This window comes from Aeromonas sp. QDB34 (assembly GCF_027705405.1).
GTDB lineage: Bacteria > Pseudomonadota > Gammaproteobacteria > Enterobacterales > Aeromonadaceae > Aeromonas > Aeromonas hydrophila.
In genome coordinates, this window is sequence record NZ_JAPDBT010000003.1 from 38,179 (window position 1) to 59,954 (window position 21,776).

20 protein-coding genes are annotated in these 21,776 nt (G+C 60.4%); 16 read left to right on the forward strand and 4 right to left on the reverse strand.

Annotated elements, in window-relative coordinates:
• Positions 1–57: 57 nt before the first annotated feature.
• From OKC29_RS06140 to OKC29_RS06175, 8 genes are all read left to right on the forward strand, one after another.
• Positions 58–798 (forward strand): heme ABC transporter permease, encoded by a 741-nt coding sequence (locus OKC29_RS06140; protein ID WP_011705299.1) that lies wholly within the window; start codon positions 58–60, stop codon positions 796–798.
• Between the two features lie 2 nt (positions 799–800).
• On the forward strand, positions 801–1,007 hold the full coding sequence (gene ccmD / locus OKC29_RS06145; RefSeq protein WP_011705300.1) for a heme exporter protein CcmD: 207 nt from the start codon (positions 801–803) through the stop codon (positions 1,005–1,007).
• On the forward strand, positions 1,004–1,495 hold the full coding sequence (gene ccmE / locus OKC29_RS06150; RefSeq protein ID WP_011705301.1) for a cytochrome c maturation protein CcmE: 492 nt from the start codon (positions 1,004–1,006) through the stop codon (positions 1,493–1,495). Before ccmD ends, ccmE begins: the two co-directional genes overlap by 4 nt.
• 82 nt (positions 1,496–1,577) lie before the next feature.
• Positions 1,578–3,530, forward strand: a complete 1,953-nt coding sequence (locus OKC29_RS06155) for a heme lyase CcmF/NrfE family subunit (RefSeq protein WP_073349492.1) — start codon at positions 1,578–1,580, stop codon at positions 3,528–3,530.
• The gene (locus OKC29_RS06160; RefSeq protein WP_005298853.1) at positions 3,527–4,057 is read left to right on the forward strand and encodes a DsbE family thiol:disulfide interchange protein; all 531 of its coding nucleotides are present in this window, start codon (positions 3,527–3,529) and stop codon (positions 4,055–4,057) included. The genes OKC29_RS06155 and OKC29_RS06160 overlap by 4 nt, the downstream gene beginning before the upstream one ends.
• An 11-nt stretch (positions 4,058–4,068) precedes the next feature.
• Positions 4,069–4,548, forward strand: a complete 480-nt coding sequence (locus tag OKC29_RS06165; protein ID WP_011705303.1) for a cytochrome c-type biogenesis protein — start codon at positions 4,069–4,071, stop codon at positions 4,546–4,548.
• Positions 4,545–5,819: a c-type cytochrome biogenesis protein CcmI gene (gene ccmI, locus OKC29_RS06170; protein ID WP_073349494.1), complete on the forward strand. Its 1,275-nt coding sequence runs from the start codon at positions 4,545–4,547 to the stop codon at positions 5,817–5,819. The genes OKC29_RS06165 and ccmI overlap by 4 nt, the downstream gene beginning before the upstream one ends.
• 80 nt (positions 5,820–5,899) lie before the next feature.
• Positions 5,900–6,712, forward strand: coding sequence for an MlaA family lipoprotein (locus tag OKC29_RS06175; RefSeq protein WP_162275643.1), 813 nt, complete (start codon positions 5,900–5,902; stop codon positions 6,710–6,712).
• Between the two features lie 125 nt (positions 6,713–6,837).
• On the opposite strand, the gene sodB is transcribed toward OKC29_RS06175, so the two are convergent.
• Positions 6,838–7,422, reverse strand: coding sequence for a superoxide dismutase [Fe] (gene sodB / locus OKC29_RS06180; protein WP_011705306.1), 585 nt, complete (start codon positions 7,420–7,422; stop codon positions 6,838–6,840).
• Positions 7,423–7,708: 286 nt separating this feature from the next.
• Between sodB and OKC29_RS06185 the strand changes: the two genes are divergently transcribed.
• Complete coding sequence (locus tag OKC29_RS06185) at positions 7,709–8,053, forward strand: Grx4 family monothiol glutaredoxin (protein WP_010673955.1); 345 nt, start codon at positions 7,709–7,711, stop codon at positions 8,051–8,053.
• Positions 8,054–8,130: 77 nt separating this feature from the next.
• Here the strand turns inward: OKC29_RS06185 and OKC29_RS06190 are convergent, their stop codons facing one another.
• Positions 8,131–9,342 (reverse strand): RsmB/NOP family class I SAM-dependent RNA methyltransferase, encoded by a 1,212-nt coding sequence (locus OKC29_RS06190; protein ID WP_029303566.1) that lies wholly within the window; start codon positions 9,340–9,342, stop codon positions 8,131–8,133.
• Between the two features lie 209 nt (positions 9,343–9,551).
• Here OKC29_RS06190 and OKC29_RS06195 point away from each other — a divergent pair, with 209 nt between their 5' ends.
• From OKC29_RS06195 to OKC29_RS06225, 7 genes are all read left to right on the forward strand, one after another.
• Positions 9,552–11,534: a reprolysin-like metallopeptidase gene (locus tag OKC29_RS06195; protein WP_162275644.1), complete on the forward strand. Its 1,983-nt coding sequence runs from the start codon at positions 9,552–9,554 to the stop codon at positions 11,532–11,534.
• Complete coding sequence (locus OKC29_RS06200; RefSeq protein WP_073349499.1) at positions 11,531–11,854, forward strand: hypothetical protein; 324 nt, start codon at positions 11,531–11,533, stop codon at positions 11,852–11,854. The genes OKC29_RS06195 and OKC29_RS06200 overlap by 4 nt, the downstream gene beginning before the upstream one ends.
• A gap of 172 nt (positions 11,855–12,026) precedes the next feature.
• Positions 12,027–12,665: a pyridoxamine 5'-phosphate oxidase gene (gene pdxH / locus OKC29_RS06205; RefSeq protein WP_011705310.1), complete on the forward strand. Its 639-nt coding sequence runs from the start codon at positions 12,027–12,029 to the stop codon at positions 12,663–12,665.
• Positions 12,666–12,694: 29 nt separating this feature from the next.
• Positions 12,695–13,309 carry a glutathione S-transferase family protein gene (locus OKC29_RS06210; protein ID WP_073349501.1) on the forward strand — a complete coding sequence of 205 codons (615 nt, stop codon included), beginning with the start codon at positions 12,695–12,697 and terminating at the stop codon, positions 13,307–13,309.
• On the forward strand, positions 13,309–14,928 hold the full coding sequence (locus tag OKC29_RS06215; protein WP_073349503.1) for a GNAT family N-acetyltransferase: 1,620 nt from the start codon (positions 13,309–13,311) through the stop codon (positions 14,926–14,928). Before OKC29_RS06210 ends, OKC29_RS06215 begins: the two co-directional genes overlap by 1 nt.
• 32 nt (positions 14,929–14,960) lie before the next feature.
• Positions 14,961–15,470 carry a GNAT family N-acetyltransferase gene (locus OKC29_RS06220; RefSeq protein WP_039215280.1) on the forward strand — a complete coding sequence of 170 codons (510 nt, stop codon included), beginning with the start codon at positions 14,961–14,963 and terminating at the stop codon, positions 15,468–15,470.
• A gap of 617 nt (positions 15,471–16,087) precedes the next feature.
• A complete protein-coding gene (locus tag OKC29_RS06225; protein ID WP_073349505.1) occupies positions 16,088–18,955 on the forward strand; it encodes a hypothetical protein in 2,868 nt (955 codons plus the stop codon).
• A gap of 140 nt (positions 18,956–19,095) precedes the next feature.
• Here the strand turns inward: OKC29_RS06225 and OKC29_RS06230 are convergent, their stop codons facing one another.
• Both OKC29_RS06230 and purB read right to left on the reverse strand, forming a co-directional pair.
• Positions 19,096–20,226, reverse strand: coding sequence for a ribosomal protein uL16 3-hydroxylase (locus tag OKC29_RS06230; protein WP_073349507.1), 1,131 nt, complete (start codon positions 20,224–20,226; stop codon positions 19,096–19,098).
• Positions 20,227–20,391: 165 nt separating this feature from the next.
• Positions 20,392–21,762, reverse strand: a complete 1,371-nt coding sequence (purB, locus tag OKC29_RS06235; protein WP_029303561.1) for an adenylosuccinate lyase — start codon at positions 21,760–21,762, stop codon at positions 20,392–20,394.
• Between the last annotated feature and the right edge of the window lie 14 nt (positions 21,763–21,776).

Sequence of the window (21,776 nt, forward strand, 5' to 3'; positions counted from 1 at the left end):
GGCAGTGGGTATGGTAGGCCTCGCCACGATATTAATAACAGAAAGGTTTTGTGAGCTATGTGGAAATGGTTGCACCCTTACGCTAAACCCGAGCGCGCGTACCAGCTGGCAGGGACTCTGCTGCCCTGGTTTGCCGTGACAAGCCTGCTGGCATTCATCATCGGCACCCTCTGGGGGCTGGCCTTTGCACCTGCGGATTATCAGCAGGGCGACTCCTTCCGGATCATCTACATTCATGTTCCGGCCGCGATCCTCTCCATGGGGGCCTATTCCACCATGGCGGTGGCTGCCTTCATCGGTCTGGTGTGGCAGTTGCGGATGGCGGACATGACGGTGGCCGCGGTCGCGCCGGTCGGCGCCGTGTTCACCTTCATCGCACTGTTTACCGGCGCGGCCTGGGGCAAACCCATGTGGGGCACCTGGTGGGTGTGGGATGCGCGACTCACCTCCGAGCTGATCCTGCTGTTCCTCTACCTTGGCGTCATCGCCCTCTACAACGCCTTCAGCGACAAGGTGCTGGCCGGTCGCGCCGCCGGCATCCTGGCGCTGGTGGGGGTGATCAACCTGCCCATCATCCACTACTCGGTGGAGTGGTGGAACACCCTGCACCAGGGCGCCAGCATCACCAAGTTTGACAAGCCCTCCATCTCCCCCGAGATGCTGTGGCCGCTGCTCATCATGATCCTGGCCTTTGCCGCCTTCCTCGGGGCCCTCTCCCTGATGCGTTTTCGAAACGAGCTCTTGATGCGGGAGTGGCACCGCCCCTGGGTCAAAGAGATAGCCGAGCAGGAGAAGTAAGCATGCACTTTGCCTCATTCAGTGACTTTCTGGCGATGGGCGGTTACGCCTTCTACGTCTGGCTCTCTTTCGGTCTGACCCTGCTCTGCCTGGTCGGCATCGTCATTTCCACCCGTATGAAAACCCGCGCCCTGCTCGGTGAACTGCGCAACAAGCAGGCGCGCGAGGCCCGCCGTAAGGCGGCCCAGCAGATGGAGAACACCCTATGAACCCGAGACGCAAGAAACGCCTCACCATCATCCTGGCGATCAGTGCCGGGCTTGCCGCGGTGATCGGCCTGGTGCTCTATGCCCTCAGCCAGAACATTGATCTCTTCTATACCCCGAGCGAGCTGGTGGAGGGCAAGGGCCCGGACAAGATCAAGCCGGAAGAGGGGCAGCGCCTGCGCATCGGCGGTCTGGTGGTACCTGGCTCGGTACAGCGGGATCCTCAGAGCCTCAAGGTGGCCTTCAAGCTGGTGGACAACGGCGGGCATCTGGTGACCGTCGAGTTTGACGGCATCCTGCCGGACCTGTTCCGCGAGGGGCAGGGCATCGTCGCCCAGGGCACCCTCAAGGATGCCACCACGGTCGCCGCCTTCGAGGTGCTGGCCAAGCACGATGAGAACTACATGCCGCCGGAAGTGGCCGATGCCACCAACGGCATGCACTTCAAGCCGGAATATACCGAGGCGCAGCTGAAGGGGAGCAAGCAATGATCCCGGCAGCATTCGCACCGTTTTCACCTTTTCAAGCCGGTTTACAGGTTCGTGCTGCGGCTCATTTGAAAGGAGTTCAGCCATGATCCCTGAATTGGGACAGTTTTCACTGATCCTGGCCTTCGCCACTGCCCTGCTGCTGGGCAGCTATCCGCTGCTCGGGGCCAAATGGGGGCGCCTTGGCATGATGTCGGCGGCCCGCCCGCTCGCCTATGCCCAGTTCCTGCTGCTGTTGTTATCGTTCCTGTGCCTGACCTGGGCCTTCATCGACAACGACTTTACCGTGCAGTACGTGGCCACCAACTCCAACAGCCTGCTGCCGCTGGCCTATCGCATCTCCGCGGTGTGGGGCGCCCACGAGGGCTCTCTGCTGCTGTGGGTGCTGACCCTGGGAGGCTGGACTGCGGCCGTCGCCATGTTCAGCCGTCGCCTGCCGCTCGACGCGGTGGCGCGGGTGCTCGGCGTGCTTGGCCTCATCTCGGTCGGTTTTACCGCCTTCGTGCTGTTTACCTCTGACCCCTTCATTCGTACCTTGCCCTACTTTCCGGTGGATGGGCGCGACCTCAACCCGCTGTTGCAGGACCCGGGTCTCATCTTCCACCCACCGATGCTCTACATGGGCTATGTGGGCTTCTCGGTGGCCTTTGCCTTCGCCATCGCGTCCTTGATGACAGGTCGGCTCGATGCCACCTGGGCGCGCTGGTCCCGTCCCTGGACCATGGCTGCCTGGGTCTTCCTCACCTTGGGTATCGTGCTGGGCTCCTGGTGGGCCTATTACGAGCTCGGCTGGGGCGGCTGGTGGTTCTGGGATCCGGTAGAAAACGCCTCCTTCATGCCCTGGCTGGCGGGTACCGCCCTGCTGCACTCGCTGGCGGTGAGTGAAAAACGAGCCACCTTCAAGGCCTGGACCGTGCTGCTGGCGCTCTCCGCCTTCTCTCTGAGCCTGCTGGGTACCTTCCTGGTGCGTTCCGGCGTGCTGGTGTCGGTGCATGCGTTTGCCTCCGACCCGACCCGCGGCCTGTTCATTCTGGGCTTCCTGCTGGCGGTAATCGGTTCATCCTTGCTGCTGTTTGCCTTCAAGGGCTCTCAGGTGAGAAGCCACGGCAAGCACGAGTTGTGGAGCCGTGAGACCCTGCTGCTGTGCAACAACATCATGCTGGTGGCGGGTCTGCTGACCGTGCTGCTCGGCACCTTGCTGCCGCTGGTGCACAAGGAGCTGGGGCTGGGCAGCATCTCCATCGGTACTCCCTTCTTCAACCACATCTACAGCTGGCTGATCATTCCGTTCGCCCTGTTGCTGGGGGTCGGTCCGCTGTTTCGCTGGCGCCGCCAGGAGCTGGGGGAGCTCAAGGGCAAGGTGGTGCTGGCGCTGGTATTGAGCCTGGCCGCCGCCATTTTGCTGCCGCTGCTGGCCGAGGAGTTCAAGCCCTGGGCTGCGCTCGGTATCGGGCTTGGCGCCTGGATCATCGTGACCAGCGTGCAGGAGACCTGGGTGCGTGCCACCCACAAGCACAGCTTCGCCGTCGGTGTGCGCCGCCTTGGCAACAGCCACTGGGCGATGATCCTGGGCCACGTGGGCCTTGCGGTGAGCATCATCGGCATCGCCTGTACCCAGAACTACAGCATCGAGAAGGATCTGCGGATGCAGGCCGGCGATCGGGTCCAGTTTGCCGACTACGAGTTCGTCTTCACCGGTATCAAGGAGAAGAACGGCCCCAACTACGACGGCTTCAAGGGCGTGCTGGAAGTGCACAAGGACGGCAAGCAGGTCGCCCTGCTCAAGCCGGAGAAACGCATGTACAAGGTGACCCGGATGCCGATGACCGAGGCGGCCATCGATGCCGGCTTCACCCGGGATCTCTACGCGGCGCTCGGCGAGCAGCTCGACAGCGGCGCCTGGGCGGTACGGATCTACTACAAACCCTTCGTGCGCTGGATCTGGTTCGGCGGCGTCTTCATGGCCATCGGCGGCGTGCTGGCGATGCTGGACAAGCGCTACCGTTTCGGTCGCCGTGACGAGGAGGCCAAGGCATGAGCAAGAAGACCTGGTTGTTTCTGATCCCCTTCATCGTGTTTCTGCTGGGGGCCGTGTTTCTGTTCAAGGGGCTCTACTCCGATCCCACCAAGCTCGAGTCCGTGATGGTGGGCAAGGAAGTGCCCGTGTTCACCCTGCAGGACATCTACGACCTCAATAAGCAGCATGACAGGAGCATCCTCAAGGGGCGCCCCATGCTGCTCAACGTCTGGGCCACCTGGTGCCCGACCTGCTATGGGGAGCACACCTACCTCAAGCAGCTGGCGGGGCAGGGGATCTACATCGTCGGCATGAACTACAAGGATGAACGGGCCAAGGCCATCAACTGGCTGGCGGAGCTCGGCAATCCCTACCAGATCAATCTTTATGATCCCGACGGCATGCTGGGGCTGGATCTGGGGGTCTACGGCGCGCCGGAGACCTTCTTCATCGACAGTCAGGGCATCATTCGCTATCGCCACGTGGGGGACGTCAACCCCGAGGTGTGGGCCAGCACCCTCAAACCCATCTATGACGCCATGAAGTGAGGGAGAGCCTGATGAGAATGTTTATTGCGTCCCTGCTGCTGCTGGCGGGACTGGGCGGGGCGGGCCAGGCGCTGGCCGCCATCGATGTCTACACCTTCGACAGCGACGCCCAGGAGCAGACTTTTCGCGAACTGACCAAGGAGCTGCGCTGCCCCAAGTGCCAGAACCAGGATATCGCCGACTCCAACGCGGGCCTGGCCAAGGACTTGCGAGACAAGACCTACCAGATGGTGCGCGAGGGCAAGGACAAGCAGGAAGTGGTGGACTACATGGTCGCCCGCTACGGCAACTTCATCCTGTACAACCCGCCGCTGATGGCGTCGACCCTGATCCTCTGGCTCGGCCCTCTGCTGGTGATCGTCATCGGTGTCGTCATGGTGGTGGTGCGCAGTCGCCGTCGTCCCGCGGCTGCTACGCCGGCGGATAGCGCCCTGAGCGCGGAGGAGCAGCGTCGTCTGGCTGCCCTGCTCAAAGAGGAAGAGAAACAATGACCGCATTTTGGATAGTGATCGCGGCCCTGCTGGTGCTGGTGAGTCTGGCACTGGTGCTGCCGTTGTGGCGGGGTGAGGGCAAGCAGAGCATCAGCCGCTCGGCCCTCAACAAACAGCTCTATCGCCAGCGTCTGCTGGAGATCGGGGAAGAGCGCGAGCAAGGGGTGCTGGCGGAAGAGCAGGACTCCCTGATCGAGCTGCAACGCAGCCTGCTGGACGACATCCCCGACGTGGAGCAGACCGCCCGCGGCGGCAAGAGCATGATCTGGATCCCGGGTGTGCTGGTGCTGCTGGTGGTGAGCCTGGGGCTCTACTACAAGCTCGGCTCCTGGCAGGAGGTCAGCCGCTGGCAGGATGCCAACAGCCGGCTGGGCGAGCTCAGCAACCGTATCCTGGTGGAGCGGGACGCCGAGGTGACCGAGCAGGATCTGCTGGACTTCACCCTGGCCCTGCGTACCCGCCTGAAAGACGAGCCGAACGATTACCGTGGCTGGCTGCTGCTGGGTCGGTTGTCACTGGATGGCAATGATCCCGAGATGGCCCGCGAGGCGCTGGAGCGGGCCTACGGACTGGCTCCGCAGAAGGCGATGGTGGCGGTGCCCTACGCCCAGGCGCTAATGATGACAGGGGATGACGCGCAGGCCGATCAGTTGTTGCGGGTGGCCATTGCCCAGGATCCGGCCAATATCGAGGCGCGCTCCGTCTACGCCTTCATGGCGCTGCAAAAAGAGGACTTCAAGACCGCTCTGCAACGCTGGCGCGAGATGCTGCCGCTGATGGAGAAGGGCTCGACCCGTTACACCATGGTGGAGCGCTCCATCGACTATGCCGAGCAGCAGTTGAAGAAGCGCAGCATGGCCAGTGCTACCGTGCCGGCTGAGGCGAGCGGGCAGAACGTGGCCTCTGACCAGGTGTTGGAGGTGAAGGCTGGTGAGTTCCCGCTCAAGGTGACGCTGGCCGATGGCATTGCACTGCCGGAAGATGCCCATCTGTTCGTGTTTGCGGTGATCCCCAATGGACCGCCCATGCCCATCGCGGTCAAGCGTATCCCGGGGCCGCACTTCCCGCTGACCCTGTCGCTGGGTGACGGTGACGCCATGATGGAAGGCAACAAGCTGGCTGCCTACCCCGAGCTGCAGTTCAAGGCGCGCCTCTCCCGTGGCGGCAACGTCATGAACAAGGAAGGGGCGTTTGAAGGCGTCTCCGTTCCGGTTGCTACCGGTTCGATTCCTTCAGCGCCGATTGACATCCGCATCGATCACGCCCTCTAATACGCCTTTGGCCCGGCCCCTCGATGGGGCCGGGCTGCCTATAATTCAGATTAATCACAATAAAAAGCTAGGACTTCCATATGTATGTGCGTGTAGGGGCATTGATGGTGGCCTTGTTGCTGGGCGGCTGTGCTGGCGGCCCGCCCAAGCAGGGGCCCGATAGCCTTGACCTCAAGGAGACGCCGAGCCGGCCTGGTGCGACCAGCACTGCCAGCGATGGTCGTGACCCGTTCCAGGGCGCCAACCGGGCCATGTGGGCCGTCAACTACGATGTGCTGGAGCCCTATGTGGCCCGTCCCGTGGTGCACGGCTATGCCCGCTATATCCCGCAGGGAATGAAGGACGGCATCGAAAACCTGGTGGAAAACTTCAACGAACCGAGCAGCATGGTCAACCATCTCATCACCGGCGATTTGAAGGGGGCGGGCACCAACCTGGGTCGCTTCACCCTCAACACCACCGTGGGTCTGCTGGGTATCTTCGACGTGGCCAAGCATGCCGGTCTGGCGCGCAACAAGCTGGAGCTCAATACCGTGCTGGGTCGCGCCGATATCGGCGATGGCGCCTACCTGATGGTGCCGGTCTACGGCCCGACCACCACCCGCAAGCTGGTGGGGGATACCGTGGATACATTGTATTTCCCTTATGCCTTGCTGACTTTCCCGTTGAAGGTGGTGCACTGGGCGCTGGATGGGCTGGGTACCCGTTCCAAGCTGATCGATCAGGAGCGGATCATCGACAACGCGCTCGATCCTTATGCCCTGACCAAGGACTTCTATCTGCAGTACAACCAGAACAAGGTGACCGGCCGTCAGACCGAGCTCAAGCAAGAGCAGCAGGAGAAGCAGGACGACAGCAATCTGGACGACTATCTGGATGAAATCGACCGCTGATGTCAGCGCATCCTGCTCGATTGATGTAACAAAGGCGCCTGCGGGCGCCTTTTTCGTCTCTGCTGTTGCACAGGCATAAAAAAACGCCCCGCAAGAGCGGGGCGTTTTGGCAAGAACGGGGGCTATCAGGCAGCCAGGTTCTTGGCCACGAATTCCCAGTTGACCAGGGTCCAGAAGGTTTCCATGTACTTCGGACGCAGGTTGCGGAAATCGATGTAGTAGGCGTGTTCCCACAGGTCGACGGTCAGCAGCGGAGTGGTACCGGCTTCGGTCAGCGGGCAACCGGCGTTGGAGGTGTTGACGATGGCCAGGGAGCCGTCAGCCTTTTTCACCAGCCAAGTCCAGCTGGAACCGAAGTTGCCGATGGCAGACTTGGTGAACGCATCCTTGAACTCGGCGAAGGAGCCGAACGCCTTGGTGATGGCATCGGCCAGAGCACCAGTGGGCTCGCCACCGCCGTTCGGGGAGAGGCAGTGCCAGTAGAAGGTGTGGTTCCAGATCTGGGCGGCGTTGTTGAAGATGCCGCCAGTGGAGGTCTTGATGATCTCTTCCAGAGACTTGCCTTCAAACTCGGTACCCGGCACCAGGTTGTTCAGGTTGACCACATAGGTGTTGTGGTGCTTGCCGTGGTGGTATTCCAGAGTTTCCTGGGAGATGTGCGGTTCCAGAGCATTGATTGCATAGGGCAGAGCGGGAAGTTCGAATGCCATTTTCTACTCTCCATTGGCTGGCCGTGCGAAGGCGACGGTTGCAAGACATTGCGTACTCTTTTCTATCTTGAAAAGAATTGTTCTTGAAATAAGGGGGCCAGATGGCCCAAAGCCCATCGATTGTACCAGCATCAAAGATGGGCTAACAACTCTTGATTCTCGCCATGATCCGGATCAAGCTGCGGCGTATTGATTCATCACTTCTTGCATCCGAGGTGGTTTGCCAGTTTGTGGTCTGCCCGGATTGCAGTAGAATGGCCGCCGAAATCGCTCTAGTGAGGCACCTATGGAAACTATTGAAAAGATCAAACAGCAGCTGGCTGAAAACCCCATCATCCTGTACATGAAGGGCTCCCCCAAGCTACCCAGCTGCGGTTTCTCTGCCCAGGCCTCCCAGGCCCTGATGTCCTGTGGCGAGCCGTTTGCTTACGTCGACATCCTGCAAAACCCGGATATCCGCGCCGAATTGCCGAAGTTTGCCAACTGGCCGACCTTCCCCCAGCTGTGGGTGGAAGGTGAGCTGGTCGGTGGCTGCGACATCATGATCGAGATGTTCCAGGCCGGCGAGCTGCAGACCCTGATCAAGGAAACTGCCGCCAAGCACAAGCAGGATGACGCCGCCGCCGAATAAGGCAGCAGCTGCATCATGCAAAAAGGGGAGCCGCTGGCTCCCCTTTTTTATTTCACAACTTTATTTCACGACAGGCATCAGGCGATGCGTTCGATGCGTGCCATGTAGAAGCCATCGAAGCCGGTGGCGGCCGGGCTGACGGTGTGGTCATCCCGCAGGCGGTAGTTTTCATTGGCGGCGAGGAACTTGTCTACCTGCTGACGGTTCTCTTCCGGCAGGATGGAGCAGGTTGCATAGACCAGCAGACCACCCACCTTCACCATCTGGCTGTAGCGCTGCAGGATCTCCGCCTGCAGGGCAACCAGCACCGGCAGCCGCTCGGCGGTGTCGCGCCACTTGGCATCCGGGTTGCGCTTGAGCACGCCAAGGCCGGAGCAGGGCACGTCCAGCAGCACGCGATCGGCACTCTCTTTGAGGCGCTTGACGGTCTTGCTGCTGGTGATCACCCGGGTTTCCACGTTGTGGGCCCCGGCACGGCGGGCGCGCTGCTTGAGGTTTTCCAGCTTCCACTCTTCCACATCCATCGCCAGCAGGCGGCCCTTGCCCTCCATCATGGCGGCCAGATGCAGGGTCTTGCCGCCGGCACCGGCGCAGGCATCGATGACGCGCATGCCGGGGCTCACTTCCAGCGCGGCTGCAACCTGCTGGGAGCCGGCATCCTGTTGCTCGAACCAGCCATCGGCAAAGGCCTTGGTACGAAACAGGGCGGCATCCGAGGTCACTTGCAGGGCCGAATCGACCCCTTCCACTGGAATGGTGGTGACCTGTTCTTTGGCCAGTGCGGCTTGCAGCTCTTCACGGGTGCACTTGAGGCTGTTGACCCGCAGGTAACGCTTGGGCATCCAGGCCAGCGCGGCACGCTCGGCAGGCCAGGCTTCGCCCAGTTGCTCGCTGCCGAGTTTTTCCAGCCAGGTCGGGCAGCCATCCATCAGCACCGGGTTCTTCTTGGCTTCGGTCAGACGGCGACGAAACGCCTCTTCATTGAAGCGATCCAGTGTCGGATGGTTGGGTTGGGCTATCTTGTGAAAAGCGTGCCAGCTGTGCAGCAGCGGCCAGACGTTCTTCTCGGCCTGACGGACCTGGATGCCGGTCAGGGCGCAATAGAGGCTGAGGCGACGCAGCAGATCGCCGGTGACCAGGGCAATCCTTGCCTGTTCTTGCGGTTTGAGTTCGATGCCGGAGAAGTGACGGGCATAGGCGCGGTCCAGGGTGAGACCCTGGCCCAGCACATCGTCAACAATGGCAACGACCAGGTCCCCGAAACGGGGCAACAGTGGGGATTTGAGCATGAGATTAACCTTGGTCAGATAAAGACGAACCGTCGTCATGGTGACGCGGCTCAAAAACTGATAAATCCGCGCAATGATAGGGGCTAGACAGGGTTGGTGCAACACTCCCCATTCGGGGAATATCCGCCAGGTGGTGCTGGACTAAGCAGGGCGGCAGGCGAATGATGCCAGTTGCAGTTTGGGTGAATGCATTTAAAAGGACTAAAAAGATGCAGTTGATGAAATTTTCTCCCTTGGCGCTGGTGGTAGCCAGCCTGATGAGCTCGGGTGGCCTCGCGGCCAAGGAGTGGGACACGGTGGCGGCGCGCGCCAGCGCCGCCGACGGCTATGAAGTGCGGGCCAACCAGTTTCGGGTCGCCAAGGTGCCCATCGATTATTTTGCCGGCCTGCAGGCCGGGGCCCGTTCGCTGACCCTGCCGTTGCCCGACGGGGGAGAGGTGACCTTCACCCTCGAGGCCTATGATCTGCTGCCGGCCGATCAGGCGGCCAAATTCCCCGAGATCCTGACCTTCAAGGGCCATAACCCGGCGGCACCGGTAGAGACGGGACGTTTTGATCTGGGGCCGCTGGGTTTTCACGCCATGTTCACCCATCAGGGCAAGACGGTGTTCGTCGACCCGCTGCGCAATGCCGACGGTTATGCCGTCTATTACCAGCAGGATGCCTACAGCCGGCTGGAGGAGGACGCGGACAAGGTTATCGGCAGCGAGGCCAGCAGGGCGCTGGCGCACAAGGTGCAGGTGGATGGCAATGTGCGCAAGCGTTACGTCATCGCCATCTCGGCGGCGGGGGAGTACACCCAGTTCCACGGTGGCTCCAAGGTGCTGGCCACCGCGGCCATCGCCACCCTGCTCAACCGGGTCAACGAGGTGTACCAGCGAGACGTGGGGGCCGAGTTTCAGCTGGCCAGCGGCAACGACAACATCATCTTTACCGATCCGGTCAGCGATCCCTTCACCAATGGTGATACCGACATGGGCATCAACAGCGTGGTGCAGGCCAATGCCCAGACCCTGCCCAGCGCGCCGCTTGGACAGTTCGACATCGGCCATGTGGTCAATACCGGGGGCGGCGGGCTGGCCAATCTCGGTGCGCTCTGTACCGCCACCCGTTCGCAGGGCATGACCGGCTCGGCCACTCCGGTGGGGGATGCCTTCTTTATCGACTACGTGGCCCACGAGATCGGCCACCAGTTCGGCGCCGACCACACCTTCAACGGCACCACCAACAGTTGTGGCAGCGGCAATCGGGAGGCGACCCAAGCCTGGGAGCCGGGCAGCGGCACCTCCATCATGGCCTATGCCGGGATCTGCGGGGACGAGAACATCCAGCCCCACAGCGACCCCTATTTCCACAGCAAGTCCATCGAGCAGATGCGAGCGCACATGGCGACCGTGCCGGCCTGTGGCACCACCCTCAACCTCGTCAACAATGCGCCCCAGGCGGCGGCCGGGGCCAGCCGCATCATTCCGGCCAACACGCCGTTCGTGCTCAAGGGGGCCGGTGCCGATCTGGACGGGGATCCTCTGACCTACACCTGGGAGCAGATCGACCTGGGCACGGAGTCGAGCAGCCCGGCCACCATGGTGGACGATGGCAGCCGGCCGCTGTTCCGCTTCGTTTCCCCCACCAGCTCGCCGGAGCGGATCCTGCCGAGCCTGTCCTCCCTGCTCTCGGGTTCGCTCGCCAAGGGCGAAGCCTGGCCCACCACCAACCGGGATCTCAACTTCCGGCTGACGGTGCGTGACGGCAAGGGCGGTGTCGCCAGCGACGACATGAAGGTTCAGGTGGTCAACACCGGCAGCGCCTTCCGGCTGACTGCCCCGCTTGGGGTGGCGTTGACGCCGGGGGCTAGCCAGGTGGTCAGCTGGGATGTGGCCGGCACCACGCTGGCGCCGATCAGCTGCAGCAAGGTGGACCTGTTCATCACCCAGAACGAGGGGACCAGCTGGAGCAATCTGGCGGTCAGCCAGCCCAACAGCGGCGCCGCCACCGTCACCCTGCCGGCGGATCTGGCCAGCGCCGCCCGCCTCAAGGTGGCCTGCAGCGACAACATCTTCTTCTCCATCAGTCCGGCCAAGCTGCCGGTCGTCCAAAGCGGTGGCAGTTCGGGCGGTGGCGGCGGTGGTGGTGCCCTCGGTCTCTGGACTCTGGCGCTGGCCCTGCTGGGTTGGCAACGGAGGCGCGGATGAGGGCTGGCTGGCTGGTGCTGGTGTCCCTGCTTGGCGGCTGTCAGGCCGACGCCGATACCCTGGAGCAGGCGGTCAGCGCCAGTCTGGCCAAGCAGGATTACCGGCTGATCGTGCGGGCCGGGCGCGGCGAGGTGGCGCCCGGCATCGCGCCGGAGCAGCAGGCCTCGGCCAAGGCGCGCTGTGGCGTGCGCTACCTCGATGGCCTGGGGGATGTCATCAAGCCCGGGCAGGATGAGGCCCAGGCCAAGCTGGCGGCCTACGCGGCCGATTACAACCGGCGCATGCTGGCGTATTGTCCCGCTGCCTCTGGCAAGCAATAAGCCTGCGCGTACCAAGAGCGTACGAAGGGCATACCAAGGGAGGGAGGCGTGAGCCTCCCTCTTTTTTTGCGGCCGCCATTTGCCGGTCACAAGGCTTGTACCCATGGCGTGCTCGTCGCACAATGCCAGCACGCATGGCCGCATGGGCGGCAAAGAGAGAAGGAAAATCAAGATGATGGATGTAGCCGATCTGCGCCGCGAATACACCCGGGGTGGATTGCATCGGGCCGATCTGCCAGCCGAGCCCCTTGCCTTGTTCGAGAAGTGGCTGGCCCAGGCGTGCGAGGCCAAGCTGACCGATCCCACCGCCATGGTGGTAGGCACCGTCGATGCCGACGGCCAGCCCTGGCAGCGCACCGTGCTGCTCAAGCACTACGATGCCGAGGGCATGGTGTTCTACACCAACATGGGCAGCCGCAAGGCGCATCAGCTGGAGGGCAATCCCCGCATCAGCCTGCTGTTTCCCTGGCACACGCTGGATAGACAAGTGCATGTGACCGGCCGGGTGGAGAAGATGAGCACCTTCGAGGTGATGAAGTACTTCCACAGCCGTCCCAAGGACAGCCAGATCGCCGCCTGGGTTTCCCAGCAGTCGACCCGGATCTCGGCGCGCGGTGTGCTGGAGGCCAAATTCCTCGAGCTCAAGCAGAAGTTTGCCAATGGCGAGGTGCCGCTGCCGAGCTTCTGGGGCGGTTTTCGGGTGCGGATCGATACGGTTGAATTCTGGCAGGGGGGCGAACATCGCCTGCACGACCGTTTCTACTACACCCGCGAGGGGGAAGGCTGGCACATCGAGCGGCTGGCGCCCTGAGTGCCCGCTGCCGCTGACAAGGAGTCTGTATGCGTCTGTATGGCGACCTGAAGTCCGGCAACTGCTACAAGCCCTGGTTGCTGGCCCGCTGGCTTGAACTGCCCCTCGACTGGGTGCCGGTGGATGTGCTGACGGGGGAGACCCGTACCCCCGATTTTCTGGCCATCAACCCCAACGGCAAGATCCCGGTGCTGGAGCTGGCCCACGGCGATACCCTGGCGGAATCCAACGCCATCCTCTTCTATTTGGCGCAGGGCTCGCCCCTGTGGCCAGCTGAGCCGCGTCAGCAGGCTGAGGTGCTCAAGTGGCTGTTCTTCGAGCAGTACAGCCATGAGCCCTATATCGCGGTAGCCCGTTTCATCGTGCACTATCTGGGGCGGCCGGAGTCTCAGGAGGCACGCCTTGACGGGCTCAAAGCCGGCGGCGAAAAGGCGTTGGCGGTGCTGGAGCAGCAGCTCAAGCAGAGTCCCTACCTGTGCGGTGATTCCCCGACCATCGCCGACATCGCGCTTTACGCTTACACCCATGTGGCGGAGGAGGGGATCTTCTCGCTGCAGGGCTGGCCAGCTATTCGCGACTGGATCGCCCGTATCGAGGCGCATCCCCGTCATTTGAGCCTGCCGGCTGCCTGTCAGGCCGGCTGATGGAGCTGCTGATCGAGCGGGCCCAGTGGCAGCCCCACTGGGCGCCGGTGCTGCAGGCCTGGCAACGGCAGGGCGGTCGCTGGCTGCTGCTGCAGAGCAAGGCCGATGAGCGTTTGCCGAGCGACGCCGGCGGACTCTGGTCCTGTTGTCCGCCCGATGGCGTGCGTTCGGCCAGCGCGCTGCTGGCCGCCTGGCTGGATGGTGACTTGCCTGCCCAGCCCGCGAGGGATCCGAGCCGCCAGATCCTCATCAGCGGCTCGGCCTCCCTGCTGACCCTGGCCCGGGAGGAGGGGCTGCTGACGCTGGGGCCACAGGGCGCCGATCTGACGCTGACGGCGCAAGACGATCTGGGCGCCGTGCTCAACCGTCTGCTGGCCCGCCGCCTGACGATGCCAGTGCTGGCCGAGCCCGCCTCGCCGTCGGGGTCTGCCCTGCAACTGCGTCCCCTGCTGGCGCGCGATGAAGCGGACGTGGTGCGCTATTGCAGCGATGCGGCGCTCGCCCGCTACACCCTCAACATCCCCCATCCCTACCCGCCGGAGGCGGCCCGCGATTGGTTGGCCGGCTGTTGGCGCAAGGCGGCGCTCGGGCTGGGCTGGAGCTGGGCGCTGACCCTGCCGGCGGGGGAGGGCCAGGCGCCGCTGGTGGGGGTGATCTCGCTGCACTGGAACGGCGAGCTCGCCTGGTGGGTGGGCGTGCCCTGGCAAAATCGCGGGCTGGCGACCCGGGCCGCCCGGCTGGTAAAGGCCTTTGCGTTTGACCGGCTGCAACTGCCGGTGCTGACCGCCCGCCATATGCCGGGCAACCAGGCCTCCGGCCGGGTGATGGCCAAGCTGGGCATGCGCTATTGCGGTCGGCGTGAGCTGAGTGGTCAGCCGCCGTGCGAGGTGAGCTACTGGCAGCTGGAGCGCAGCCAGACGTTGGCGGCGCCGCTGACACGGCAGTTGGCCCCTCTGCTGGCCGATGAACGGGTGGTGGCGGCCATCCTGCAAGCAGGTGCTGAGGAGAATGAACCGAGGCGGCTGGCCCTCTTTCTGGCGCAGCCTGGGGAGCCAGAAAGCGGACTGGCTGTCGAGCCCCTGCCCGAGCAGGAGAGTGACGGGCCGCTGGCGCTGGGGTATCACGATCAGGCGGTGCTGGCGCAGGCCGAGCCAGACCAGCTCTATCTGTACCGGGGACTGCTGCTCAAGGACTGTGAAGAGCAGGGGCTGGCTTATCTGCAGCAGCTGGCCAGCCTGCAGCGCCAGGGGCCGGCGCCGCTCACGCTGGCGGAGCGGCGTCAGCGGCTCGGCTGGCTGGGCACCTTGGCCCGCCGGGCCAGCGGCGAGAACACACAGGGGGAGGGGGTCAGTCGCCGTTATCACCAGCTCTGGCTGCTGGTGGAGTTGCCCGCCCTCATCGACGAGCTGGCCGGACGCTGGCATCGCGGGCCAGACCAGACGCTGAGCTGGCTGGAGCAGATGGAGCCCGAACTGTTTGCGGCCTATCGGGCGACCATCACTACCCTGCAACCGAGCGATCTGCAAACCGTGCTGCGCCTGCTGGCCGTGCGGTTTCCTGAGTCCACCCTCCCATTTCTGGACAAAGGTGCTCAAGGCGGCGGTCAGTTTGTGGAATAATGCCCGTTCTGCTGTACGAGGAGTAACGCTGTATGCTGAGAACCGAGCGCCCCGGCGACATGCTGCCGGTCTATGACCTGGTGAGCGCCGCCTTTGGCCGTTCCGACGAGGCCGAACTGGTCAACCGCCTGCGCGAATGTGGCGCCGCCGTGGTGACCATGGTCGAGGAGGAGGAGTACGAGTTCATGGGGCACCTGATGCTGAGCCCGATCACCATTAACGGCATGGAAGGGCCCTGGCTCGGTCTTGCGCCCGTGGCGGTCCATCCCGATTGGCAGGGGCAGGGCATAGGGTCGGATCTGGTACGCGAGGGGCTGGATACGGCGCTGGAGATGGACTGGAAGGCGGTGGTGGTGCTGGGTGACCCGACCTATTACAGCCGCTTCGGTTTTCGTCCCGCCAGCGAGTTCGGCCTGCACTGCATCTACGAAGTGCCCGCCGACTGCTTCATGGCGATGGAGCTGCAGGAAGGTGGCCTGACCGGGATGCAGGGCGAAGTGCTCTACCACCCGCTGTTTGACGAGCTTCCCGAAGAACAATGAGCAACGCAAACGGCAGCCTGCGGGCTGCCGTTTTGTTATCTGCATGAGCAGCAGGTGCTGCGCCTTTCCCCTTGAATAAGCGATGAGTCGCTGTGCTCCTCCGCTCCACCATCATGGGCGTATCCGCCCCCATGTCATTAAACAAACGTCTCTTGAATCCGTGTCGGGATATATGGATCGCGCCACCATATTCTCTGAATATGGGGTCTGCTGCCTGAGGGCTGGCCGTTGCTTTTTCCGGAGGTATTCTGTTGCAATGTCTTGTTACAAAATTTTTATCGGCAAGATCTATTTTTGTCTAACGTGTAACATTTTTTGGTTTGACCTCATTATTGACATTTGACTCAAATGAGGATGTGAAGGTAGGTTGTTGAATATATAAACAAGGAGGCCTGGTGCGATTGCCATGGCTTTAATTATTCATACCCGCCCTTGTCTTATATATCGATAGAGTTGCTCTCGTTTGCATATCAATAATGCTGACGCGGTAACCTGTCTTCATCTTACACCCAAAAACAACCACCATATGCTCGGTCATTATGATATGGCCTGCCCAGCTATTGCCTGAAAATATCTGGCAATCTGGAATAAATTGAGCACTGATAGGGATATATTATATGAAAAAACTCTCAGCAATAATCCATCGTGAGGTTTCACAAGGACGTCGTGATTTTCTGACGTTTTCCTCCATGTCGCTGATTGGTCTGGCTGCCAGCAGCGTTTTCCCAGCCCCGGTGAAGGCTGCCATTGCTGTCTTGAATAATGGCAATTTTTCTGAACTGGATGCGATCAATTTTTACGTGATGGCGTCTAACCAGCCCGCCGTTGATTCAAGTCGGGTCAACTTTGTACAAGAAACTGATGAAGCGCAATATCTTGCCCAGGTGATGTTTCAAGAGTTGATGAAGTACGAATTCCAGTATCAGAACAGCTCATTAAGCGAAGCATTAGGCCCTGGCATGAAGCCTAATAATAATGTGCTGACAATGAGTGATGGCATCAGCTCGGTCAATGCTATTTACAGCAGCAATCGACGCTATTTTACCGATAATATGGTTGAGTACGTGAGTGGCCTGTTACAGAACTCATATAGCAAGCAAACCAATGTCACGGTAGCTGACCGGAAACTGTATAACTCTTGGGATATGGTGAAGGTAAATGCGAATATCAAACAAGCAGAAAAGGGGGCGCAGTTTAAAGAGATTATCGATCAGCTATACTCTGTCGCTACTCATTATTGCCAAAGTGGAAAGTTAACCGCCTACAAAGCAGGGGGAGAAAGCTGGGCTCGTCAACTTATCGAGCACTACTCCAAGAATGAGGTATTAGACGAACTTATCAGCTCTTTTAAAGTTCAGGAGTATCTGGGGTCAGGCTCATCGTTTGAAAAGGCGATGTGGCAAGTGTACAACACCATCAATAAAGTCAGAGCGCTCAATATTTCATCCGGTCGTCGCATCACCGAAGATGAGCTGAAAAAATTTGAACGTACCATGGCGGGATCTGTTTATAGCGGGTTTGCCATGAACATGAGCTGGGGTCACCAAAGCGAGAAATACACAGTCCTGGCCAACAGGAAAAATTTCGATGATGTGGTGACCTTGCTGAGAAATGAAAGCGGTACGCAGCGCACCTTCTGGAACAGTTTCTTCAACCAGAATAGTCCGGATAGCTTCTGGAATGAACTGAATAATATGAGCCTGAGAACGAGCACCTTGCAGGATGAGGGGGCTCGGCAGCGTATTCTTCAACGATATCCTGCTCTGGCAGGGGCGGCGGGCAGTATGGCTCCCACAGCCTTCTCCGGTGTGGCTCCCGCGGCCTTCCCCATAGATTCATTCCTTTCCGTGTTCACCTTGTTGCTGGGGGTGGGCAACTTTACCTGGTTGACGGCCACCGATCGGGAGGAATGGAGCAACCCTGTTCCTTTGATGGAGTTGGGGGCCGCCCTGTTTGATGTGACCTTGAATTTGATCCAGCTCGGTCGGTTCCTTGATAAAGTGACCATGTTTATTTATGGCAATGGTGAAGGCATCATCAATAGCATTGCCATCAATATGGGGAAATTCAGTCAATTCTTAAGCAACCTTACCGCCAAAGGCCAGCATCTCACGAATGTGGTAGAGCGGCAGATAGCCAGCAAGATGTTTCTCGCCACGCAAAATATCACTCGGGTTATCAATATATGTTTTGTTGGCTTGGCGGCACTGGGGGCGGCCCTGGCCGCGTATAACCTGTATCAGGCTGTCGAGGGCGGCGATATTGGGGATATTATATTTGCGGCAATCAATATGTTGGTCGCCACGGTGGCGTTGGGTGTCGCTATTGCCTCTTTTATGGGGTTTGCCATTGCCGGCCCCTTGGGTATCATTGTCGCGGTGATAGGCATAGTGGTGGCCATTGCCCAGTGGATCTACACGTTACTTAAAAAAGAAGAGGTCAAGCCTACCCCGATCGCCAGATATACCAACGAATATATTAAGCCACGAGGGCTTGAGTATGAAGATCTTGGTGCATATATTTGCCGGGTATCCAGTTACTGGAAGCGTACTCTGGTGTGCGCATTCGATGCAAGGACCATGAATACCGATTGGGATTATGTCCCAAGTATCGCTGATCATGATAATCCGATTTATACTCAGCCAGGGGCTATGGTAACCTCGCCGAGAAATGGCAGGATTTATAACTTTGCCAATATTCAAAAACCAGGTTACGGAAATATATCGAATTTCTTCACTGCGGGAGCCACCACACCAATCAGTAACTGGCGGCCGGGGAGTGATTTGCAGACCTGCTTGCATGCCGTTGAGAGTCAGGCAAGCAATAATAGTCGTGCTGCTATATTTGTGGCGCTAGGGAACAACTCAAGCTTTTCACGCGCTTTCTTGACATCTCACCTGGAAGATGCCCCGACAAACAGCAATGAGCTGACGAGTCAATTAAATCTGGAGTGGCAAGAATATCCGCTGGATGTGGTTGCCATCAATGGCCTTGATGAGACCATGTTCCTTATCTTCACTACCCGACATATCTATCAAGTGAAAGCTGGTGTAGTGCGCAGGATAATCTCTGACTTTGTCGGTCAGCGCGATGCACCGATAACCTATGGCCTGAATGCACTGGCACTTGGTACCAACGTGAATTTGATCTATCGGTTAAATGGTCTGCAGGCTCCCGAGACCCGCTACCATTATCTGCTGACCCGGGATGACAATGGTGACTATACCCGTATGAAGTTACTGCGGACCATCAATAACCCCCTGTCCTCAGACTCGCCGATTGTTGGCAGGTTGTTCAAGAAAACCAGCGATCTGGTTTCGCGGATGGACTTTATGTATCACGATGGCAAAAGTGGTTATGCCCGCTATGGCGCAATTATGAGTAAGACTGATGATGCCTCATTGTCATTGTACAACGGGGTTGAGTTTCAGGTACCGGACAATGGATTCCGATCCTTCTACAAGAATGCGTTTATTCCGAAATAGCGGAGGTGACTCCCTTGTCCATCGCTTGGCCATGAGTCGTCATTATTGAACCGGCCATGTACGAAAACCAGGTGCATCCACATCGGCTGCAAATAACAAAAAAGCGCCCTCGGGCGCCTTTTTTATCTCTGTCCGTCAGCTCAGCTGAAGAACCAGTAGCCGCGGTTGACCAGCCGGGTGAGTAGCTGCAGGAAGCCGGCCTGATCGGCAAGCTCCACCATGTCGGCCTGGGTGACCATGTCCTTGTCGCATAAGAGCGAAATTGCTGCCGCATCTTCGCTTGGCAGGGTCCAGGCTTCGCCATCGATATAGCACTGCTGGCTCTCGCCGCTGAACCAGACGGTGCGCAGACCCGGCACCTTGATGGCGGGCTCGCCCTGGGTCAGCAGGTCGGCCACTTCCTCGGCGCTGTAGTCTGGCTCGACCGGATTGACGTCCAGATCGTGCTTGGCCTCGGAGATCATGGTGCCGAACCACTCCTTGAACAGGCTCTCGTCATCGAGGGCTTGCTGCATCAGCTCGCGCAGACGGTGCAGCTCGTGGGGCTGGATCTCGCCGTGGCGAGCGCGGGGCTTGAGATCGGCATCGCCGTAACGCTCGGTGCGCACCTCGTTGTCGATCAGGTGATCGGCAAAGGAGGAGATAAGCGCCTTGGCATCCGGTGCGCGGAAGCCCACCGAGAAGTTCAGGGAGGGCTCGATGGCGTAGCCCTCGTGGGGGAATCCAGGCGGGATGTAGAGGATATCGCCCGGCTCCATGATGACATCGATGATCGCTTCGAACGGCTCGCAGTGCAGCAGGGCGGCGTGGGCTGCGAACTCGTTCAAGGGCTTGGCATCGCCGACGCGCCAGTGGCGTTTGCCCTGGCCCTGGGTGATGAACACGTCGTAGTTGTCGATGTGGGGACCGACCCCGCCGTGAGGGGTGGAGAAGCTCACCATCACGTCGTCAAAACGCCAGCCCGGGATGAACTGGAACGGCAGCGCCAGCTCGTTGACCTCGGGGGCCCAGTGGTTGCAGGCCTGCACCAGCACGGTCCAGTTCTCTTCACCCAGGTGATCGTAGGATTCGAAGGGGCCGTGAGCTGCCTCCCACTTGTTGTTGAAGCGGGTGACGAGGCGCGATTCAATCACCTCTTCCATGGCCAGACCCGCCAGCTCGTCCGGGCTGATGGGATCCTGAAAGTCGGTGAAGCCGCCCTTGATGAGCAGCGGGCGCTTCTGCCAGTAGTGCTCGAGGAAGTGAGCGATATCCAGATTGAGTTGGTACATAGGTCTTCTCGTCAAAGGGTTCGACAAAGGTCAAGAGAGGTCTTGCCGGAGGCGGTGGCTGGCCTCGGGCAAGACCTCTTGCAAAGGGTGTATAGGGTGCCACATAAAATAACCGGGGCCCTGTTGCAGATCATGCACAGGGCCCCGGTGGTGTTACTTATCCGCTTATTTCAGCAGATCGACCAGACGCTGGGCGTCGCCGATGTAGTTGGCCGGGGTCAGCTTCTTCAGCTCGACTTTGACCGCTTCCGGCAACTCCAGGGTGTCGATAAAGGTACGCATCCCTTCGGCATCGACGCGGCGGCCACGGGTCAGCTCTTTGAGCTTCTCGTAGGGCTTCTCGATGCCGTAGCGGCGCATCACGGTCTGGATCGGCTCGGCCAGCACTTCCCAGTTGGCATCCAGATCGGCAGCCATGGCGGCGTCGTTGGCTTCCAGCTTAGAGATACCCTTGAGGGTCGCCTGATAGGCAATCAGGGAGTAGCCCACCGCCACCCCCAGGTTGCGCAGCACGGTCGAGTCGGTGAGATCACGCTGCCAGCGGGAGATGGGGAGCTTGGAGGCCAGATGCTGGAACACGGCGTTGGCCAGACCCAGATTGCCTTCGGAGTTCTCGAAGTCGATGGGGTTGACCTTGTGCGGCATGGTGGAGGAGCCGATTTCGCCGGCGATGGTGCGCTGCTTGAAGTGGCCCAGGGAGATGTAGCCCCACACGTCGCGGTCGAAGTCGATCAGGATGGTGTTGAAGCGCGCCATGGCGTCGAACAGCTCGGCGATGTAGTCGTGCGGCTCGATCTGGGTGGTGTAGGGGTTCCAGGAAAGGCCCAAGGAAGTGACGAACTCCTCGGAGAACTGGTGCCAGTCCACATCCGGGTAGGCGCTGATGTGGGCGTTGTAGTTGCCGACCGCGCCGTTGATCTTGCCGAGGATCTCCACCGCCATGATCTGCTTGTACTGGCGCTCCAGCCGGTAGGCGACGTTGGCCATCTCCTTGCCCATGGTGCTCGGGGTCGCCGGCTGACCGTGGGTACGGGAGAGCAGCGGCATGTCGCGGTACTCAACGGCCAGGCGCTTGAGCTCGGAAATCAGCTTCTCGCAGTAAGGCTTGATCACCTCTTCGCGGGCGGTTTTCAGCATCAGGCCGTGGGAGTTGTTGTTGATGTCTTCCGAGGTGCAGGCGAAGTGGATGAACTCGCTGATGGCGGCCAGCTCCGGGTTCACTTCGACTTTTTCTTTCAGGAAGTACTCCACCGCTTTCACATCATGGTTGGTGGTGCGCTCGATCTGTTTGATGCGGGCGGCATCCTGCTCGTTGAAGCTCTGGACTATGCCGTCGAGCAGGGCACTGGCGGCCGCGCTCAGGGCAGGGACTTCCGGGATCCCGGCGTGGCTGGCCAGTTTTTGCAACCAGCGCACCTCGACTTCGACGCGAAAACGCAGCAGGCCGAATTCGGAGAAGATAGGGCGCAGGGCATCGGCCTTGTCGCCATAACGACCGTCAATCGGGGAAACAGCAGTCAGCGCGGACAGCTCCATGGGGTGAACTCCTG

Excerpts from the sequence above, each read along its gene's own strand:
- OKC29_RS06140 (WP_011705299.1), top strand. The coding sequence starts at position 58 with ATGTGGAAATGGTTGCACCCTTACGCTAAACCCGAGCGCGCGTACCAG.
- ccmD (WP_011705300.1), top strand. The coding sequence starts at position 801 with ATGCACTTTGCCTCATTCAGTGACTTTCTGGCGATGGGCGGTTACGCC.
- ccmE (WP_011705301.1), top strand. The coding sequence starts at position 1,004 with ATGAACCCGAGACGCAAGAAACGCCTCACCATCATCCTGGCGATCAGT.
- OKC29_RS06155 (WP_073349492.1), top strand. The coding sequence starts at position 1,578 with ATGATCCCTGAATTGGGACAGTTTTCACTGATCCTGGCCTTCGCCACT.
- OKC29_RS06160 (WP_005298853.1), top strand. The coding sequence starts at position 3,527 with ATGAGCAAGAAGACCTGGTTGTTTCTGATCCCCTTCATCGTGTTTCTG.
- OKC29_RS06165 (WP_011705303.1), top strand. The coding sequence starts at position 4,069 with ATGAGAATGTTTATTGCGTCCCTGCTGCTGCTGGCGGGACTGGGCGGG.
- ccmI (WP_073349494.1), top strand. The coding sequence starts at position 4,545 with ATGACCGCATTTTGGATAGTGATCGCGGCCCTGCTGGTGCTGGTGAGT.
- OKC29_RS06175 (WP_162275643.1), top strand. The coding sequence starts at position 5,900 with ATGTATGTGCGTGTAGGGGCATTGATGGTGGCCTTGTTGCTGGGCGGC.
- sodB (WP_011705306.1), bottom strand. The coding sequence starts at position 7,422 with ATGGCATTCGAACTTCCCGCTCTGCCCTATGCAATCAATGCTCTGGAA.
- OKC29_RS06185 (WP_010673955.1), top strand. The coding sequence starts at position 7,709 with ATGGAAACTATTGAAAAGATCAAACAGCAGCTGGCTGAAAACCCCATC.
- OKC29_RS06190 (WP_029303566.1), bottom strand. The coding sequence starts at position 9,342 with ATGCTCAAATCCCCACTGTTGCCCCGTTTCGGGGACCTGGTCGTTGCC.
- OKC29_RS06195 (WP_162275644.1), top strand. The coding sequence starts at position 9,552 with ATGCAGTTGATGAAATTTTCTCCCTTGGCGCTGGTGGTAGCCAGCCTG.
- OKC29_RS06200 (WP_073349499.1), top strand. The coding sequence starts at position 11,531 with ATGAGGGCTGGCTGGCTGGTGCTGGTGTCCCTGCTTGGCGGCTGTCAG.
- pdxH (WP_011705310.1), top strand. The coding sequence starts at position 12,027 with ATGATGGATGTAGCCGATCTGCGCCGCGAATACACCCGGGGTGGATTG.
- OKC29_RS06210 (WP_073349501.1), top strand. The coding sequence starts at position 12,695 with ATGCGTCTGTATGGCGACCTGAAGTCCGGCAACTGCTACAAGCCCTGG.
- OKC29_RS06215 (WP_073349503.1), top strand. The coding sequence starts at position 13,309 with ATGGAGCTGCTGATCGAGCGGGCCCAGTGGCAGCCCCACTGGGCGCCG.
- OKC29_RS06220 (WP_039215280.1), top strand. The coding sequence starts at position 14,961 with ATGCTGAGAACCGAGCGCCCCGGCGACATGCTGCCGGTCTATGACCTG.
- OKC29_RS06225 (WP_073349505.1), top strand. The coding sequence starts at position 16,088 with ATGAAAAAACTCTCAGCAATAATCCATCGTGAGGTTTCACAAGGACGT.
- OKC29_RS06230 (WP_073349507.1), bottom strand. The coding sequence starts at position 20,226 with ATGTACCAACTCAATCTGGATATCGCTCACTTCCTCGAGCACTACTGG.
- purB (WP_029303561.1), bottom strand. The coding sequence starts at position 21,762 with ATGGAGCTGTCCGCGCTGACTGCTGTTTCCCCGATTGACGGTCGTTAT.